General features: G+C 58.5%; 8 protein-coding genes. 2 read left to right on the top strand and 6 right to left on the bottom strand.

Annotated features, from left to right (window positions below):
* Nucleotides 1–36: 36 nt before the first annotated feature.
* The 4 genes from ACW9IR_RS06275 to ACW9IR_RS06260 all read right to left on the bottom strand — a co-directional run bounded on the left by ACW9IR_RS06275 (nucleotide 37) and on the right by ACW9IR_RS06260 (nucleotide 16,000).
* On the bottom strand, nucleotides 37–4,758 hold the full coding sequence (locus ACW9IR_RS06275) for an Ig-like domain-containing protein (protein ID WP_457462219.1): 4,722 nt from the start codon (nucleotides 4,756–4,758) through the stop codon (nucleotides 37–39).
* Complete coding sequence (locus tag ACW9IR_RS06270) at nucleotides 4,751–8,845, bottom strand: Tc toxin subunit A-related protein (RefSeq protein WP_457462217.1); 4,095 nt, start codon at nucleotides 8,843–8,845, stop codon at nucleotides 4,751–4,753. The genes ACW9IR_RS06275 and ACW9IR_RS06270 overlap by 8 nt, the downstream gene beginning before the upstream one ends.
* Nucleotides 8,846–8,899: 54 nt before the next feature.
* Nucleotides 8,900–12,538 (bottom strand): Tc toxin subunit A, encoded by a 3,639-nt coding sequence (locus ACW9IR_RS06265; RefSeq protein ID WP_457462215.1) that lies wholly within the window; start codon nucleotides 12,536–12,538, stop codon nucleotides 8,900–8,902.
* Between the two features lie 177 nt (nucleotides 12,539–12,715).
* Nucleotides 12,716–16,000, bottom strand: a complete 3,285-nt coding sequence (locus tag ACW9IR_RS06260; RefSeq protein WP_457462213.1) for a hypothetical protein — start codon at nucleotides 15,998–16,000, stop codon at nucleotides 12,716–12,718.
* Nucleotides 16,001–16,538: 538 nt separating this feature from the next.
* Here ACW9IR_RS06260 and ACW9IR_RS06255 point away from each other — a divergent pair.
* Complete coding sequence (locus tag ACW9IR_RS06255; RefSeq protein ID WP_016983112.1) at nucleotides 16,539–16,907, top strand: DUF6124 family protein; 369 nt, start codon at nucleotides 16,539–16,541, stop codon at nucleotides 16,905–16,907.
* 131 nt (nucleotides 16,908–17,038) lie between these two features.
* Here the strand turns inward: ACW9IR_RS06255 and ACW9IR_RS06250 are convergent, their stop codons facing one another.
* Both ACW9IR_RS06250 and ACW9IR_RS06245 read right to left on the bottom strand, forming a co-directional pair.
* Nucleotides 17,039–17,398, bottom strand: coding sequence for a PilZ domain-containing protein (locus ACW9IR_RS06250; RefSeq protein ID WP_095121398.1), 360 nt, complete (start codon nucleotides 17,396–17,398; stop codon nucleotides 17,039–17,041).
* Nucleotides 17,399–17,629: 231 nt separating this feature from the next.
* Nucleotides 17,630–18,016, bottom strand: a complete 387-nt coding sequence (locus ACW9IR_RS06245) for a tetratricopeptide repeat protein (protein ID WP_007951249.1) — start codon at nucleotides 18,014–18,016, stop codon at nucleotides 17,630–17,632.
* Between the two features lie 170 nt (nucleotides 18,017–18,186).
* Here ACW9IR_RS06245 and pyk point away from each other — a divergent pair, with 170 nt between their 5' ends.
* Nucleotides 18,187–19,638 (top strand): pyruvate kinase, encoded by a 1,452-nt coding sequence (gene pyk, locus ACW9IR_RS06240; protein WP_077574310.1) that lies wholly within the window; start codon nucleotides 18,187–18,189, stop codon nucleotides 19,636–19,638.
* The last annotated feature ends 63 nt before the right edge of the window (nucleotides 19,639–19,701 follow it).

Here is a 19,701-nt window from a genome sequence, read left to right as displayed (position 1 = left end):
AAGGTGCTGATTTACTCCCAGGAGCAAAACTCACAATCAGACAGTGCTGCCGTCATAGTGATTGTAAATTTTCAGTTCGGCAGTTACGCCCCTGTACGTATTAACGAACGCTTCACCGGCAAGATCGGTTGTTACGTAGTAGGTCTCGCTTGAATCGGAATGATGAACGGAGACTCGAACTCCCGGCGCAAGCTCTTTCTCCAATTTGGAGGTCGCCCGAATGAAATTTTGGGTCATTATTTCCCCGTTACCCATTTGAATGTCTTCGCGCCACCGCTCTGCATCCACCCAGTTATGCGCCAGGCGCATGGCCGCTGGCGGAATAAGCCATTGATCATTCCGTGTCTTCAGCGTCAGGGCAAACGCGCCATCCCGGGTACTTTCTCGGCAATCGAGAGTCCAGAACAACCAGTCTTGTCCGAGTTGATGTTCCTGTGCAAGATCAGGCGTTATGCTCAATCCAAGGCTCTCGGCGCTTTCGCCTTGCCATCCCAGCCTTACATAGGCCCCCGTCAGCGAACTGCCAGACTTTGCCCGCAATCTGATTACATGCGCCACGCGATGACAAGGATACAAAGTGTCATGCCCAAAGACCTTCGCAAAACTGTCGAACTGCATGTCCAGCTCTGCCTCGATATCAAACAGTTGCCCCGGCAACAATCGATCCGGAATGCTGGGACTGGTCAACTTTAAAGTGAAGTCGCCATTGCGCCATGGGCCTTCGTTATTAACGGACCATCGAATGGGTTCACTGTCCACCGGACGCAAGGTTTCAAGATCCGGATCAAACGTCAGCCCGAGCGCCTGCGCCCCAGATGAGTCTTCAAGTGCCACTTCAGCCCAGGGGATCAGCCAACTGTGCGGCCTTACCCTTAATTCCAAGTCGTAAGCGGTTGCGTGAGACAGCAGCAGCTTCCCGTCGACAAGGCTCACCTCTTCGCCATTCAGCCAAAGCGTGAATTCCTGCAACCAGGTGTCCGAGTTTGCAATCGCGGTAAACATCATCGATCTGACCTCCCATCCGGCGTAGCCGCCCTTCACAGCGGCAAGCAACCAACCCTCCTTGATCGGTGGGAGTCTGAACGCGACCTCGGCCTTGCCGGTACCATCCGTTTTCGTCGGGGCGATCTTGATGCCCGGGTATTCCCATTCCACGTCGACATCAACGAGGGGCTCGCCTGTTCTGGCAGAAACCACAATGACCTGTGCGCTGACTTCTTGCCCTGGATATCCCGTCGGATCAGAACTGATCAACGACTGGATTTCCCGAGGCTCATGCACGAAGAACGGCAACGCTATCGAATCCGAGTGCAGTGCTCCGCCCACCGATACGGTCAGCTCCAGCGCTCCCGGTGTAGTCGGCACAAACTCAATCTTCGCCACCCCGTAAAAGTTGGTGATCGATGTCACCTCTCCAAGGTCGGGGCTGCGCCAGGTCACAGTGACCCCAACCATCGGCTTGCCGCTGATCGAGGAGATGACCGTGATCTGTTCAGTCACGGCATCGCCCCAGAACAACGTCTGATTGACCCGCTGGCGTTCAGCGATCTTCACCACCTGTTCGCCTTGTCCCAGCGACATGGCGTTCACGGGAGACAGACTGGCCAGCCGCGTGGACGAGCAGTGCAATCCAAAGCTGCCATCCTTGAGGTCGTCCACCCGGAACCTGTAGGTCAGTCCTGCGGACGAAAACAATCTGGGATCGCCCAACCTCGGTTCCTCAAAACGGATGCCGAGTGCCGCTGGCCCGGACTCCGTCATGCCCAGTGTCAGGTACTGACCCAGCAAGTCACTGCCGTCCAGCGCTCGCACGCGCAGTTCATGTTGACCCTTGCGTCGCGGAAAGAACGTTTGTTGACCCATTGGCTGTTCCGACTGCTTGTCGAAACTGACCATCAGCCCCTCCCAGGGATCACTGGCCAGCGATCTGACTGTCATTGGACGACGATCTTCGTAATCGTCATAACGACTGAGTACCGCTGCGGTTACCGACTCTTCCCCGGCGACCTGCGGCCTGAAGTCAAAGCCGCTCCAGCCATCGGTCGTGGTTTGGATATCGCGAGGATTGTCATCGATGATCCAGCTCACCGGTGCCTGATCCACGGGGCGGTTGGTGTAATGCGAGTACACCTGCACCCACATCCACGCCGGCGCCTGGCCAATGACCGGATCCACCGCCGACTCGCGCCATGCCTCGAATCTGACTTTGTTGTGATCCAGTGTCATCGGCTTGGCGATCGCCTCGAAACTCAACTGAGGCAGGGCCAGGGTCAGAGCAAACTCGCCTTGCGTCTCACTGCCGGTGAAGTCCAGCGTCCAGATCGCGCCGCCGTCGTTCAGTGTCTGCGTATGCTCCAGCGGCGGGGCGACGGTCGCGCCCAGTGAATCGGCCGGTGTGCCCGACCAGATCAGGGATGCCTCAAGCCCCACCAACGGGCTCAGTGCCTGAGGTAAAACGTTGAAGCGGTGAACGGCCCCCAGGCACGGATACAAGCTGCGATCATCCAGCGCCGATGGCACCTGATCGAGCAGCAGCGCCACTTCCTCCGTCAGATCCGCAGACATCAGCCGTCCTGCCAACTCACGAACGTTTGTCTCGTCTTCAAGGTGCAGTTCCAGCTCAAACAGGTTGCTGCGGCTGGTGCTGCTGTCGGAGACCAGTTGCCATTGCGGCCCTGGCAACGTCAATGGCTTGGGCGTTTCCAGGTCTGCGGGCCGCAATCCGATATCAGGATCAACGCCGCGCCAGTGCAGACTGATATTGCGCCCGAGCCAATCACTGCCGGCAACCGGTTCGACTCTGAGGGTATGAGTCTGTCCACGTCGGCAGAGCACGCCAAGTGTATTGCGTTGAACCTCAGCATCGTCGAGCCAGATTTTCACCTGACTTCTCCAGAGGCTGGTGGCATAGGCCGTGACGGTGAAGGGGTGCTCGACCGACATCGCTTCCGGGTGCGCCTTGAGCCGGGCGGTGATGGTCTTTTCCCCGGCAGTTTTCGGCGTATACAGCAAACTGGCCCAGCCGCCCGACCCAGTGGCACTGTGGACCGGGTCACCGTCGGGAATCACCCATTCGACCAACGCATTGCTGACCGGATCACCATCGCCTCTGGCCACTTCATGCACCGCTTGCACCCGCAGCAGCACGCTCTCGGCCTCGTCGACGATCGGATATTTGTTGGCCTCACGCACCTCCCCCACCTTGATCCGGTTGCGCGCCAGCGACATCGGTTTGGCTACGGATGGCAACAACAGCTTTGAGCAGACCAATGACAGATCAAAGCGACCGTCGAGCCGGTCCTCGCTGGTCAGCGTCCAGAGGCTGTCGCGCCCATCGAACGGAACCGGCTCCTCGAGCGGCGGCCTGACCGTGATCCCCAATTGCTCGTGCCCGACGCCGCTCCAGTGCAGCGACAGATCAGTGCCCTGCAACGGGCTGTCGGCGAGCAGGCGCACGATGACAGGGTGCGCGGCGCCCCGGTTGGGATAACCGATCACGTCCCACTGCGTTTCTATCTCCTCGACGACGGATCGCAACGCCTTCCACGGATCAGTCGCCAATACCTTGACCGCAAATTCGTGGGTCACTTCGCCACTGGCGTAATAAGGGCTTTCGACCGCTGCCTTGATGACCACATCACCCGCAGTACTCGGTGCAAAATCAAAGTAAACCCAGCCTTGCTCGTCAGTGATCCCGGCCCCCAGTACACCTTGCCCGGACGCCGTCCAGGTCACTGTCCGGCCATCCAGCGCCTGGCCGGTGTAGAACGAAACGACTTGCACGCCGAGCCGGACACTCTGCGCATATTCAAGCACCGGGTAGTAAGCCGCGTCCTGTACCTCGCGAATGGCCAGGCGGTGATGCCCCAGCGAAACGTCAATCGCATAAGGTTCGGCGCTGTACTGGTTAACCAGGTTTATCGAAAAATCGTAGCTTTTCTCTTCGCCGATCGCCGGGCAGTCGAGCGACCATTGCGACAGCAGCGCCTGATCGACACCCCATTCAGGATCAGCCTTGACCGCTTCCATCGGGTTGCCGTGGCTGGTCAATGCGATCTGGGTATCCAGCCAGGCGCTGCCGGCTACAGGGGTAAAAGACAGCTTGTGTGGCATGAAAAGAGGGTCGTCCGATGCGCCGCCAAGGGATGCCCCCAGGCACAGATACAACGTCTGGCCTGGCGTCAGGGTCTCCTCGTCCAGACTTAGCGCCTGCAGTTTCAAGGGCTCCAGTTTCAGTTGAAGGTCGATGCGCGTGATACGCACAACCGAGCGCTTATCTGAAGGATTGCTCGGCACACCGCTGACGTCGAAGGTCAAGGTATCGCCGCTGTCGAACGCCAGGTGATCCAGCGATTCGCGATAGGCAATCGGATTGAAATCCAACGGCTGTGCCGCCGCCAGACGAGCGGTATCGTCCTCAAGGCTGCGTAGCGTCTCGCGCTTGAGTTCGATGCTCATCAACTCCGTATTGCCGTTGAGGATGCGCAGCCTTCCGAGCTGGCCCGACCAGTCAGGCCCTGGGCGAAACTCGCACAAAAATGTCAGTTCGTAACTGGCGCCGGCATCGGGCTTTTTAGGCACTGATACCTGCTGTGTAACCGAGCCACCGACCCCCGCCACCAGGAAACTGATAAACGCGCCTTCATACATTTCACTCGTTAAGCCGACTGCCCCTTTGTCAGTCCAGTGGTCGAGCTGTTGAGTGAAATCACCGTTGAGCACCAGACTTTGATTCGCTTGGATGACTGGCTCATGCATGATCGCTCGCTCCTTTGGCCTGTTTGTTCAGCGTGGCGTTTTCAGCCTGGGTGACCAGGTCTACGACTTTCTGAACGAAGGTCGGCTCTCCGGCCTTGGCGGTGTAATGGATACGCACAATGAGGTCGGTCAACGACGCAAGCATGACGGCCTGCAGCCGTTTACCCGACCACGGGACACTCAATTTCCAGTTGGAAATCGCGCCAGTGCATTCAAACGGACGCAGCAGTCCTTCATCGGGCTTCATGTTCGTCAGACCGTTGTCAGCGATCCCCACCGACAAGGCTATTTGCTGAGCGCTGCGCAAATTGATCACCACATCCAGCGGCGCTACCCCGCCCGGATTGTGCAAGTACTGCACGGACTGCGTGGTTGGCCGGGTCGCCGTCATGCTGCTGATCTGCAGCAAGGTCGCCCGCACGTCCTCATAGGGTCCAGTCAGGACCGGCAGATCGACCTCTACCGAACTGATCTGCCGGCAGAAATGCCCGGGATGATCGCGATCGAACAGCAACTGGGTCAGCTTGAATTCCAGTACCCCGGTGTCTTTCAGTTGCTGCAAGGCATCCGCCCAGCTGGCAATGCCCACCTGAGGTTCCACTTCGTCGTCGAACAACTGTCGCAGGGAAATGGTTTTTACCAGCTCCAGCCGTCGCTCGTGGCGTTGCAGATATTCACGCTCCAGACGCAGCAGATGCCCGCGCAACTGCTCACCGGCGGTCAGCCCATGACGATGGTCGAGCCACACCTGAGGCAAGGGGATTTGCGTATCGTAATCACCGGTTTCGGCGGCCAGCGAAGCCTGGGCGCTGAGGCACAGGCTGATGACCGCATCGTAGGCCTGATAATGCAGCGCCTTGAGCTGGCCGAGCATCCAGCCGAACAGTTCGGCATTGCTCGCACGTTTTTTCAGGTAGTTGTAGACCGTCAATGCCTGACTGTTGGCCCGCAAGGTCTGCGCAAGGCTGGATCGTGCCGCAGTGACCGCATGATTCTGCGCCACGATCTGCTCATCGAGCGCACGCACCTCCGCCATTGCCTGATCACGCTGCAGCGCCCATTCGCCTCGGCGACGCCGGTAACCTTCGGTCGTGGCCTGGCTGTCGGCATCGATCTGCAACAACGACGAGGCAACCTCCATGCCGAAAGCCGCTGCATCAAACACATGTTCCGGTTTGAAGCCGCCATTGGAGGTGCCGAATATTTTCGGCAACGCCCCGATGACGCCCCCGGCGGTCCTGACGACCCTGGCCTGCAACGCGGAGGTTTTCGACTGTTTCAGGCTCGACATGACCTGATATTCGATCGCCGAGACGTTTTCGTTGTAACGCGCTGTGTAAGCATCCGCCCGCTCCTGCGCCATGGTCCGGCTTTGCTGCAGCGCTGTCACATTCGCCTCCAGCTGGGCGATCGACTGATCCTGCACCGTTTCGACGTAGCTGCCCAATTCCACCAGATGGTTTTGCTGCAATTCTTCCTGCTCGGCGCGATCACGCCGCTCCAGCAGATTGAGCACCTGACTGCCGTAATCCTGCAGCGCCTGCACGGCCCGCAGTGCGACTTCGAACGTCACACGCCAGCGGAAGGCATTGACCACCATTCGCCCACCCATCGGTCTCGGCCCGGCCACGCCAGCGGTCACCAGGTCGCGCAGCAATTGATTGGGATCCGTCGGCGGGCTGAACAGCGCAAGATCCATAGGCGTGCCCTCCATGGTGAGATTGCGGCGCAGGTTGTGCATCCGTAGTTCAGGCGCGGCATACAGGTCGAGCAGCGACTGATTGATGGGGATTTCAAAAGGCCCACAGGCCAACAATCCGAGCATCGGCGGGGTATCGGAAGCGACCGGGTAATCCGCCAAACTGAAATTCAGCGTCTTTTCAAAGGCTTCGAGCCGCGGCCGCACAGTGCTCTGCTCCAGCAGGTCGGCGACCGTGGTGGTTTGCCAACGGGTCGCCGTATTGGCGGTCGGTGCCTTGCCCATCAGAAACCCGGCCTGGACGTAGCACAGCTTGGCGGCCACCAGACTGTCGCGGGTCAGTTGCCGGTAATACCAGTCGCCCCAGCTCATCAGGTTTTTCACATAGTCGGTGAATGCCAGAATCTGCATGTGCGCCGGTGCTGCGTAGCCGATGGCATCGGGATCCGTGGGGTTCTGAACTTCACAACCCGGATCGCCTGGAGTCCTGACGATGTCCAGGGGGCGGCAACGCCAGTACGACGGTTTTGGGTTGGGATAGTCTGGATGCCCCAGAGGATCGGCAGTTGCCTGTGGATCGAACACGTAATGCAGCCAGTTTTGTGCCTCACGGAAGCGCTCTTCATCGCGCAAGCGCGTGGCCATCAAATGCGGCAGATGGAAAAACAGCTCCCAGAAAAACAGGCCATTGGCGCCGTTGAAAGCACCATTGGGCTCAACGAACGCCACCCCGGTGGGCGGCGGCTCGGCAATGAACTGAGTGTTCCAGTCCAGCACGGCGTCCACGGAACCATTGGAACGCTGCACCAGTTCCGGGCCAAACAATGAATTGAGCCGGACGAACTTCAGCTGCAAGTCAGACTGATTGAAGGAAAGAAACTGCGCCGCATCGACAGCGTTTTTGCGCAAGGAGGGCGGGACGAAATCCTCGAGGTTGACGATGGTCAGGTGAAATCGCTTATCGCCGGTATAAGCGGTGGGGCCGGCTAATGCAAAAGTGGTCGGGTTCGGCCATGAGCCTTTTTTTCGGCTGGATACCAACGATTCGGTTACCCAACCACCCGCCTGATCCAGCTCTTGTTCCAGCACTTCAGGATCCTCACCTGAACCGCCCACAAGCCACAGTTTGATCTTCACCACGGCACTGGCAAGTCCGGTGGGCCTGCAATATCCCTGCACCGTGATCTTGTCTTCATCTCCCACCCGCAACGCCATGACTTGCAGATCCATATGCGGCGTCAGGAAACCCTCTGTCTCGACATGGGGAACGACCGTCACCTGGCTGCTCAGTGGATGCTGAACCGTTTCGTTGTTGACGAATCGATGCTGGAGCGCCAGATCCAGCCATCCCCCACCGTCGCCGGCGACCGGGCGCATCAACACGTCGTAAACCGCATGCACCCTCAGGCCAGCAAGTTTTACAGGATCAAAACTGCCCGTCATTAAAACCCCAAGCTTGCCCTTCGGGTCCAGGTAATCGGTCCGCACACTCGCAATCAACCGAGCGCCCGGCAAAAGAATCTGCCCATGCTCGGAGCTGTGCAGGCACAGCGGCGCCGACCATTGGCCGTTCTGGGTCATGAACGCCAGATTGATGTCCAGTTTGTAAGGAATATCGCCTGAGCCATCTTTCGCTGCGACCTTCACACGCCATTGCGCCCAGACCAGACATAACCGGCCATTCCAGAACACCGGGCGAATATCCAGCACCTCGTCGGCAACGGGAATTTCCACGGCTTGCCATTCACTCCAGGCCGCTGGATTGACCGCCACACTCTGGCTGCCCAGTTCAATCTCGGCCTTGCGCCAGAAGTACTGGAAGGGCTGCACCCGCTGTCGCCCGACAAAGTAATAATTGGCGCGGGCAGGCGTCATGCTATCCATGTAGCAACTGATCACATCCAGATCGCAGGTTTGTTCGAAGGTCTGCAGGTAGTCCTGCAGCGCCGACTGCACGGAATCGTTGCTCAAGCGTGCCTGATTGAGATTGTTTTCAAGGGTTCTGAACAGGCTGGTCTTGCGCAGGCGTACAAAGGGATTGATGAAGTTTTCCGGGTAACACGAAATCAGCTGCACGGCGGCCCAGTCGGGATAGTTGTTGTACAGCTCCCATTCGAGCAGATGCCGATTGTCGAACGCTTGCTTCTCAAAGCCCGGTTCCAACTTGCGATACACCGCATGAATGTACTGCTGTGCACAACTGGTCGCTTCGGCTACCCACGAACTGCGCACCTGGTAGGTGTCCAGTGGATCCATGCGCAGCAGTTCGAACAGATCGGCCGCCGTTTTCAAGAACGGATATTTCGCATTGGCCACCTGGCCGATGCAGTATTCGAGCAGTGCCGCGCGACGTTTTTCCAGCAGCCCGCCAATGTTACTCAATGCCATGATCCTGCTCCTTGGGATATGCTCCCGGGACAACCGTTAGCCAGGCGATACCGCTTATCCCGGTATCGCCTCACCCGCAAAGGTGATGGCCTTGATGAACCTGCTTTCGCTCTCGCCAGACTGAGTCCGGACACTGAAAACGAAGGTGCCTCCGGTTTCGCTGGACACAAAAACCCGCGTGAGTCCCTGTTGATCGGTGACCCCCTGACGGGGTCTGATAGTCGCGGTATCCACTTTTGTCGGGGGTACCGTCTCCCAGAACCAATCCACCAGCGAGTCGTGCGCGCGGTTGCCGTAGCCGTCTTCCAGCAACGCGTAGAGTTCGACTTCCTGGCCTTCCGGCACGACTCCCAAGGGCGTTGGTGACAGTTCTGCCAACGGAAAAGTCAGCGTTTGGTGGTCGAAGGTGATTTCGATAGATGTGGCGTAGCGCGGCTCAAACAGATCCAGCCAATACACGGGCGTATCGGTGCCCATTGTCTTGCCCGGGGTATAGATGGCTAAAAGCGTTCCATCTATGCCGGTCGCACCTGTTTCAATGCTGCCCAGGGAGGCGCGCCAGTAAACGTTGACGCCGCTCAGCGGCTGATCTTGCGCATTTTTCACGGTCACCCGATACGTGGCTAGCTCACCTGGCTTGTTGGCCACGACAACGTTGTCATCCACCACGTCGCAGGTAATTGAGACCAACTCGTTGAGGTCGCTTGCCACGTGCGCCACAGGCGCCCGCTCACTGGTCGCGCCCAGCAGAGCAAGTTCGGCGGCCTTGGCATAGGCTGTCTTGTCGACGGTTTCGGGCAGACTGCCGATCAGGAAAATCGTCAATGCATCCATGCCGGTCTCGATGGACAGCTCCCGGACGCGCATCAACAGATCGAGTTGGCTGAGGTTTTTCAACACCTTGAGGTTGGTGGGATCGATACGGTCGACACACTCGCGGACTTCCTGCACGCTCCAGCCAAAAAAATTGGCCAGTCTGATGGCGGCGGCCTGTTGCGCCAGCCTCATTGCATTCCCCGTGACATCCGGCAGATCGTTGACCTGACGCAGATAGTCCAACAGCTTCTGCGGCGGTTGTTCACCCAGGGCGAAGGCGCGAGTCAGTGTCGTCAAGTAATACAGTGTGCGTATCGTCAATGCGTGCCTGTTGCTCTGACCGAGCCAGGCTTCGTGGCCGTAATCCAGATATTCGTGCAACAGCGCGGCGCTCAACCCCAGCGTCGACACCACTTCACTGCGCCAGCGCACCTGCGCCAGCAGATCGAGCAGCACATTGGCATTGCGGTGCTGTTTTCGGCTTGCCCCCTCTGATTCCACAGGTGTTTGCTCAAGCACTTGTTGCAGCAATTGATAAACCGTGGTGTTTGACCAGCTCAGGATCGGTAGTACCTGCTCCACACCGACACCGGCATACACGGCCAGCGTCTCTTTGACCAACGATGCCTGAGCATCGCGCGCCTGCAGAACCACACCGGTCATGATGTCGATGAGGTTTTGGCGCAATGACTCCTCGACCCGCCCCAAGGCACTTTCGACCGCCGAGGCAATTTTTCTGCGGACATTGTTCAGGTATTGCTCGGAAGTCCCCCGCTGAGGCAATACCAAACCATAGGCATCGACAATAGGATCGAGAAGATCGGAGTAGGACACCAGGAATTCGAGCCAGTCGGCGGCCCCGACAGACGGCACGCCGGCCATCAGAAACACACCATTGGACAACAATGCGGTCGGCAGCAAATTGCGCAGTTGTTCGAAAAGTTGCTGATCCTGCTCGGACGGTTGCTGCGCCGCCAGCGGTGCGACCGCGTGCTGCAACACCCACAACACTGGCAGATCGCTTTGCGCGCACCACTGCACGCAACTGTGCATGGCTTCGATCAGTTCCAGTACGTCTGGCAGACCTTCTGCAACGGTGTGGATACGAGGGGCACCCGCCAGGCCATCAACCCACTCGATCCCGCCCAGCACCGACAGCATCAGCACGCCTTCGACGGGGGTGATGTTCAACAGTCGGGGCAGTCGAACCAAGCGGTAAAAACTCGAGATGATCGCCGGGCTGCGCGTCAGTGTGTCGGTCAATCCATGTGCCCTGGCCACCGTGGTTGCCAGAACGTAATAAGTCTGCGGGTCAATCGCCAGGCCACGGCACAACTGGCTGATCGTCAGATCGACCTCGCCCGGTGCCGGCGTCACAGGAAACGTACCGTCGTCGAGCCGCAAGGGCTCGCGGTAACCCGCTCGATCATTGAATATCTGGTCGAACAGCGAGAGTGCTTCGCCACGGCCGTAGACCGACAGTTCTGCGATAAACACCGCAAAGTCCGCCGCAGTACATTCGTAACGCTCGCGCAGGGTCTGAAAAAGACCCAGGGCATGCACGACGCCGCTGGATATGTTCATCTCTGGCGCAGCGGCGGGGTCCGAAGGCTTACCGCGTTCTACTGCCCGGATCGCAGCCACCAGCAGTGCATCGACCTGATCGAACGGCAAACCGGTCCAGTTGGCCAGACGGACCATTTGGTTTATCCGGTCATAGCGGTTGAAGCCCAGCTCCTCGTCGGGGTCTGCCGTCAGTCGATGGCGAAATTGTGACTCGTCGTCGATCCGCACGGCGGGTGCGGTGTTGTTGTTGATGTACACCGACCCCGACCGTTCACTTTCGGGTTTCTCGGGTTTCTCGGGTGTCTCATCCGGGTAGTCCACATTGGCTGAGCGCACCGGCGCAGCATCGCGAATCGACAGCAAAGCTTCGATCTGCGTGCTGCTCAACTTGGTTCGCTCGCCTAGAAACTCCACCTGACTAAGGTTCTTGTACTTATCAATGTCATTGGTGCCGAAGTGGCGGTCGAAAAACTCTTTACGCTGGGCAAAGCTCTCGCGGGCTTCCGTCAGCAATTGCCGCTGATAGGGACTCAGGCGCGTGGCATGAGCGAAGCCGGGACCGGTATTGGTTCCCCGGGCATCGGGTTGTAAAAAATAGGGGTAGGCCAGATCGACCCGGTGCTCGAAGTCTCCCACCGACAGGTCATGGGACTGCGCGATACCATCAATCGTGACCCAATGCTGGTAATACGGCAGACCGTTGGGGTAGCGGGCCTCGATCAACACGTCTTCAGTCGACTTTCCTGGCTTGGGCATGTTCGCCGCGATGAACTGCTCCAATACCGCGACGATGATGTCGACCGACGATACCGACTGATAGACCGCATTGACGTCGACCTCCAGCGCGAGCAAATCCGTGCGGCGCTTGTGCAACTGATAGTGTTCTTCCTGGTTTTCGGGCTTGATACGGTCACGAATCCAGCGCAGCAAATCGATCAGATACGCTGCGGGCGAGACAAGGGACTCCAGTGCATCCGGTGGACACAGTGCAGCAAAGTCGGTACCGATCAGGACTTGATAAGTGGGGCCGTCAACCATGGATAACAAACCGCTGGAGCTGCGTGTTGTCGCGTTCCGATTACCCGTCAGGGTTTGCTCGATAAACTGTCGACGCAGATACGTGGCCATGCTGTTGGCCCCGCGCAAAAACCGCCGGGCGTCATCCGGGCTGAGCCGCTGCTCCCTGACCAGACCCTGAACGCCCTTTTCCACCAAGGGAAAAATCGATCCCCCTTGTTCAAGGTACGTCTTGAGATTGTCCAGCCCGAGGTTTTGTGCGTGTTGTTCGTCACCAAACAATTGATCGAACATTTGCAAAGCGGGGCGACGCGAATCAGCCATGATCAGGTTCCTTGAGGCGAAAGCCGGCCGGAGCAACCTGGCGTTTCCACCAGGCTACACACTCATTGATTAAGATTTGGCGCTTCGACGGGTCGAGTGTCCACTGTCAGATCTGACAGGTTTTACAACCGTTCGTCGGGTGTGCGTTCAAGAACCTTCCACCGGCGGATGTGTGCGCTCGACTTCAAAGCGCGCGCTCTCGACCCAGTCGGACATCGTCTCGCCGTCCTCCTCATCCGTGATGCTCTGCCTGAATCGGAACCAGTTACCTGATTCCGGCAGTGGCTGCGTCGCCTCCCCATGCCATGTCTCACCGGCAATGGGCAAGGGCCCCGTCCACTGCACATCCGGGTTGTACCAACTCACCACGGTCCCAACGCCTTTGCGTCCGCGGCCGGCAAACTGCAGCGGATGACTGACCCAGCGGCCCGCCGCCGGGGCGTCGAGGGTGGGCAGAAAAGTGCCCAGCATGATCGGGCGCAGTGCCTCGACGGAGGCGAACTCCTCCAGCGACGCCACCGCCTCAAGCACGTAAGGCCCGCCGGCGAGGGAACTGAAGTCCTGCGTCACTGACCAGGTGCGATCCTCCTGCACGATGGCGCTGGACTGCAGCGAGTGCGTGGCGTCGGCCAGCGTCACCGTGACCGTGACCGTGTCGCCAGGCACACCGAAACCAGACACCACCGTGCGTCTGCCGACAGGGTCATCCTCGGTCGGGGTTTCGATCAGCGGTGCAGCCGGGACGACGTCATATTGCCGCGCTTCGCCGAGGTCCGACTCTTGCCGCTGGTCGTTTCCATCGACGAACGTTTGCAGCGCACGAATGATTGTGTGCCCCACCGGCAACGTCACCTCACCTTCCCAATCGCCCTTGTCGTTCACCAGGATGTCGCTGAGCAGAGGCTCGCTGACACCTTCCAGAAAAACTTCGACCCGTCCGTTCGCCATGCCGCTGCCGGCGATTTTTGCGGTACGTGACAGCTTCCCGTTTTCCGTCGGTTGGCAGATCTGCGGCGGTAACAACACCACATCGAAATAGCAATGTTCACTGCGCTCGGACGGCCGCTCGTCAAGGATTTGCTGTGCATCGATGGTGTATCTGCGGAACTCCAGTCCGGCGAGATCGATCGACCACGCACCGTTTGCATCCAGGGTTTTTTCCGGCCCCAGCGGGCTTTGGAACTGGGTATCCCGCAACTGCATCACGGCACCCTGCATACCGTTCTCGCCCTTGACCGTGACATCACGGCCCACCTTGCTGGTCGGGTCCGGATAGGTGATCCGCGGCCGGGACATGGGCCGTCTGACGGTGAAGGTGGCGCTCGCCGGGGACGAGGTCTGCTCCGCAGCGAACTGGGTCACGGTGACGGTATGCTCAACCCCCGTCGCAAACGGCTTGTCGCGGCGGAATGTCCATTTGTCATTGCTGACCGTTGGCTTGTGCACCACATTATCTTCGTCGCTGTACTGGAGGCTGACCACCGCGCCCGGCCAGCAAGTGCCGCTGAGCCTGGGTGACAGTTCATCCTCGAGCGGGTCGTCAAGACCGGGAGCCAGTGGCGGAATGTTTACATCAAGATAAACCCAATCGGTTTCCTGCCCGTCTCCCGCCTGTTTGATGCGGACCCGGCGGTTGAAGGTCGGCCCCCATACTTCCAGGGCCTGACTGGACCATTCCCCGGTGGTGGTCAGCGGGCGATGGGGCGCCACCGCCTCATCCATGTCGATCTTCCACAGCCATACGGTCGCGCGGGCATTGCCCAGGCCGCTGAAGGTCGGCTGATACTCCAGTGTGTGTGCCAACTCGCTGACATTCGGCAACTTGTTTTCGACCGTGAAAGGAAAAGGCAGTGACTCGATCCAGCCACTGGCACCGTCGCCCACTTTTTGCACGATTTTCAGGTTGTAGGTGCCGTATGGCCAGTCCGTTGCGGTGGTTGCCCACTGTCCCCCGGTTGCCACAACCGCCTCTGGCGGCTTGACCGCATAACCTGGCGCGGTGATCACCACCGTTGCGCCGGCGTGGGCGGAGCCTGAGAACTTGATGGAATTGTCGATGAACTCGACGGCGACACCGGTAATTTTGGCTGGCCGGACTCTGAATCCCCTCGGCGCGCCAAATTTTCCCTGCACTCCGGATAAAGTCTGGCGGGCGACAATCGAAAAAGGGCCGGGCGACATTTCGTTTTCGAACGACACAATCTTCCAGCTTCCGTCAGACTCCACCACTGCCTGACCGATCCTGACTACAAGATTCAAATCCACGAACACTTCGACATTGGCCCCGCTCTCGCCGGTACCGGATATAGGGCCATTGGGATCAATTACCTGGAGGGGTTGAGGAACGCTGATGATCGGGCTCCCCAGCAATAGGAAACTATGCAAGCCTGACCAATCATTCATATTCCGGTGGCCAGCAATCATCTCAACCTTCCCCCCATTCGGGTAGTTCGCAAGATTGAAATCCGCCTCCCACGTCATGTCGTCTTTGACTTTGGCCGATGCGTGAAGAATACCGCCACCGGGCTTTATGACGTCGAGATCCCAACGGTAAGTCCCTGTACCTCGCAACTTCAAGGGGTCGCCCTGACGCAGCACCGCATTCTTGGGTGGGTAAATAATTATTGGGCCGCGTTGGGGGTAAACGTCGACCGAGTTCGATAGCACAGATGTTTGATCACCGATTTTTTGTACAGCAATCAGGATCCCTTTTTCAGTCAAGCCGGACGGCAATGTACAGTTGGCACTCCAGCGTCCGAAGATGTCTCCGGGCCCAACTCCGACCGCAACAGAAACATTTCCATATTTGAAGAAAACGTGGATCGTGCCTCCAACAAGACTGTTGCTGCCCGAGACAAGGAATGACGCCCCTATTATCGTGTTTGGCCCCGGTCCATCGATGAATGGCTGGGCTGCGGGGTACACCTCAGGACCGAATCCCTCATGCGGTCCAACATCATTGTTCGTCCCATCATAATCGACACGAATATAAATTCTGTTTTTCAGTCCCCCCTCGGCAACGGGGCCCCAGGGGGAATTAGTGATGCGTGAGTATTCGTGCCAAGCTCCATCTTGAAGAAGGGCGTCCGGTGAATACTCCACCGCACTGGTAAGGGTTTTAAGGTAAAGATCTATATTGGCTCTGTTCCAGTTTCCATTACGTGTTGTCATCTTGTAACGCAGAGTTCTTACATAGAGACTTCCGCGTTCAAACTTGTACTGGCACTGCAGTTCGGTGGTCAATTGAGGTACACGAGGGTGCGTTTGTTTGAGGGTAACTAACACCGAATTGGCCCAAAACACCTCGGAATATGGTCCATTGTCCGCATTCTGATCTGAGCTGTTCTCCAAACCGATGCTGACGGCTTCACCGCCGCCACTTTCATTCAGCAGCGCTTTGCTTTTATCACCGTCATCAACGTTGTCGTTCATTTCAATAGTTCCAGGCAATGGATAACTAACGCGCTTGCGCCAATATAGGCGCCACCGCAACGCGCAACCACTGTCAGATCTGACAGGTTAAATTACCGCTGATCGGAAAAACGGGGCGCCGCTTTTCCCTCGTTCCTGAACATTGCCTGCCTGTAAATCTGACAATCTCCATGCCCGGTAACTCTTCGCACAACACTGTTCGGTGGCGTCCTACAGGCGCCCATTTACGGCTACACCGAGTTGCGCCATTGCCTACACATCCCTCAGAATCCGCCGGCTTGTGCGCCTTGCTGATGCCCCGTAACTTGATCCGTGCCGCTGCCAATCAGTGGTCGGGTTTAGTCGCCCGGTTTAAGTACGATGCGTATAAGCGTCATCCAGTCGGGTAGTCCCTATCCCCGCACTCGATGGTGGCTGTTCGCAGGGCGCTCTCGGGCGCGCCGGTTTTCGTACTCACCGGTCGACTAACCTGCTTACAGCCGCCACCCATTCGTTTAGTCGCGGATAAGGTGGCAGCCCTACTAGCGAGTACGAAATCATGATCAAAGACACTCCAAATCCCCCCGAAACCAACTCGGTTTCCCCCTATGAATCCAGCGATTCGAAAAAGCTCCACGAGGCCGCCGAAAAAGCCCTCGACCACTACCTCAAACCCAAACCCGACCCACGCAACTCCGTGGATCGCGGCATGCAGATGTTCATGATCGCGCCCGACCTCAACCCCGAAGCCGTGGCCATTCAGACCTACGAAACGTTTTCTTCGGTGAGCATTCTGCTGCTCGACCTGGCCGACAGCCTTGAAAACAAGCCGCGACACCTGGCGATGGCGATCTATCAACTGAGCGAGATGGGTTTGTTGCTGGCGGAGAAGGCGCTGGATAACGAGCGGGCGATTGCCGTTACCTGACCTTGGAGAGAGGTTGTCTGTACTGACGTTTTCGCGAGCAAACTCGCTCCCACACTCGAATGCATTTCAACTGAAAGAATGCGGATCACTGTGGGCGCGAGCTTGCTCGCGAAGCTTTAGGCGGTTTCCAATCAGGCCGAGGCCGGCAATGGCTGAAAACTGAAGTACTGGCGCAACGCCTCAACCAATTGCCCGTATTCCGGCGGTGGTTGTTGCAGGCTGAAACCGGCGTCGTAGTGCAGCGGGGTCGCGTCTTCGTGGCACCACAGGCAACACGCGGCCAGATCGATTATCTGTTGGCAACCCTCGCCGCAAGGGATTTGCAGCCGCAAATGGAAGTCCACACCCACCATCATCGGCAACTGGCTGATCAGCATCAGCCCGTCTTCGGACACGTTGCCCAGAAAACCGATGGGTTTGTTGGTGACGCTGTTGAACACTCTGAGGAAATACGGCAGTTGATGCCGTTCAATCCGGCGGTCGGTAAACATGCGCAGTTCGCCATGCAAGGCTCCATCACAGAGCCGCACCTTTGCTTCGGAACGCCCCTGTAGCGCAGGCGCGCTCTCCCCGCTTCCGGTGTGACGGTCGCTACGTCGCCGTCACCTGACCACTTGCCAGTCGCAGGTGTTGCTCCGGGTTTACAGATTCAGCTCTAAACCCGGGTTATTCGACTATAGCTCAGCTTGTACACACGGCCAGATTTTGTATGACAACTGTCATCAGAAGCGGGTCGGGCGCACCACGGCAGCAGCGCTGCGCGTCGGGTAATGGCCCAGGCTCTGCAAGGTTTCCAGACGCGCGCGGGCGCGGTAGGCGTATTCGCTGTTCGGGTATGAGGCGATGATGAACTGGTAGGTCTGCGCCGCATCGACAAACATCTTTTGCCGCTCCAGGCACTGGCCGCGCATCATCGACACTTCCGGCCACACATACGGGCGGGCACGGCTGGCGCGTTCGACCTTGGACAGTTCGAGCATGACCTGCTCGCAGTTGCCACGGTCGTAGGCGCTGTAGGCGTTGTTCAAATGATGGTTCATCGACCAACGGGTGCAGCCCGTCACGGCGAGGACGCTGAGGGCAAGGGCGGCAATGGGTACGAATCGCATGAGGGTTCTCCTGTCTTGTGCTCTTTATCGACCCTTGCCGAGAAATCTTCAGAAGTGTTTGCGCCAATCGTCGTGTTCAATAAAGAAAACAATAAGTAGTGCATTCGAACAATGACTACACCCCAAGAGCATAGTAGCCTTCGCTAGCGCTTGAACTCAGGAGTCTTTGCATGTCCGTCCGTCGTACCAAAATCGTCGCTACCCTTGGCCCGGCCAGTAACTCGCCGGAAGTTCTCGAACAGCTGATTCTGGCTGGTCTGGACGTTGCCCGTCTGAACTTCTCCCACGGCACCCCCGACGAGCACAAGGCTCGCGCGAAGCTGGTGCGTGACCTCGCTGCCAAGCACGGCCGCTTTGTCGCCCTGCTCGGTGACCTGCAAGGCCCGAAAATCCGTATCGCCAAATTCGCCAACAAGAAGATCGAGCTGAAGATCGGTGACCAGTTCACCTTCTCCACCAGCCATCCTCTGACCGAAGGCAACCAGCAAGTGGTCGGCATCGACTACCCGGATCTGGTCAAGGACTGCGGCGTGGGCGACGAGCTGCTGCTCGACGACGGCCGTGTGGTGATGCGCGTTGATACCGCCACCGCCACCGAACTGCATTGCACCGTGACCATCGGCGGCCCGCTGTCCGACCACAAAGGCATCAACCGTCGCGGTGGCGGCCTGACCGCACCGGCCCTGACTGAAAAAGACAAGGCCGACATCAAACTCGCCGCAGAAATGGAAGTCGACTACCTCGCGGTGTCCTTCCCGCGTGACGCTGCCGACATGGAGTACGCCCGTCAACTGCGCGACGAAGCCGGCGGCACTGCCTGGCTGGTGGCGAAGATCGAACGCGCTGAAGCCGTGGCCGATGACGAAACCCTCGACGGTCTGATCAAGGCGTCCGACGCGGTGATGGTTGCCCGTGGTGACCTCGGTGTGGAAATCGGCGATGCCGAGCTGGTGGGCATTCAGAAGAAAATCATTCTGCACGCACGCCGCCACAACAAGGCTGTGATCGTCGCGACCCAGATGATGGAGTCGATGATCCAGAACCCGATGCCAACCCGCGCCGAAGTGTCCGACGTGGCCAACGCCGTGCTCGACTACACCGACGCGGTGATGTTGTCGGCTGAATCCGCTGCCGGGCTGTACCCGCTGGAAGCGGTTCAAGCGATGGCGCGCATCTGCGTCGGCGCTGAAAAGCACCCGACCGGTAAAACCTCCAGCCACCGCATCGGCAAGGAATTCACCCGCTGCGACGAAAGCATCGCGCTGGCGACCATGTACACCGCCAACCACTTCCCGGGCGTCAAAGCGATCATCGCGCTGACCGAAAGTGGCTACACCCCGCTGATCATGTCGCGTATCCGTTCTTCGGTGCCGATCTACGCGTTCTCGCCGCACCGCGAAACGCAGGCGCGTGCAGCGATGTTCCGTGGCGTGTACACCGTGCCGTTCGATCCGGCTTCGCTGGAACCGCACGAAGTCAGCCAGAAAGCCATCGACGAACTGGTCAAGCGCGGCGTTGTGGAAAAAGGCGACTGGGTCATCCTGACCAAGGGCGACAGCTACCACACCACCGGCGGCACCAACGGCATGAAGATCCTGCACGTGGGCGACCCGCAGGTCTGAGTGACGCGCTGAAAAACCAAAGCCCCGGCATGTGAGTGCCGGGGCTTTTTTATGGGCGAAACA

The sequence above is a fragment of the Pseudomonas sp. SDT291_1_S447 genome (assembly GCF_054070155.1).
The sequence above is the reverse complement of the archived record's forward strand: the minus strand, read 5'-3'. Positions and strand labels throughout refer to the sequence as shown.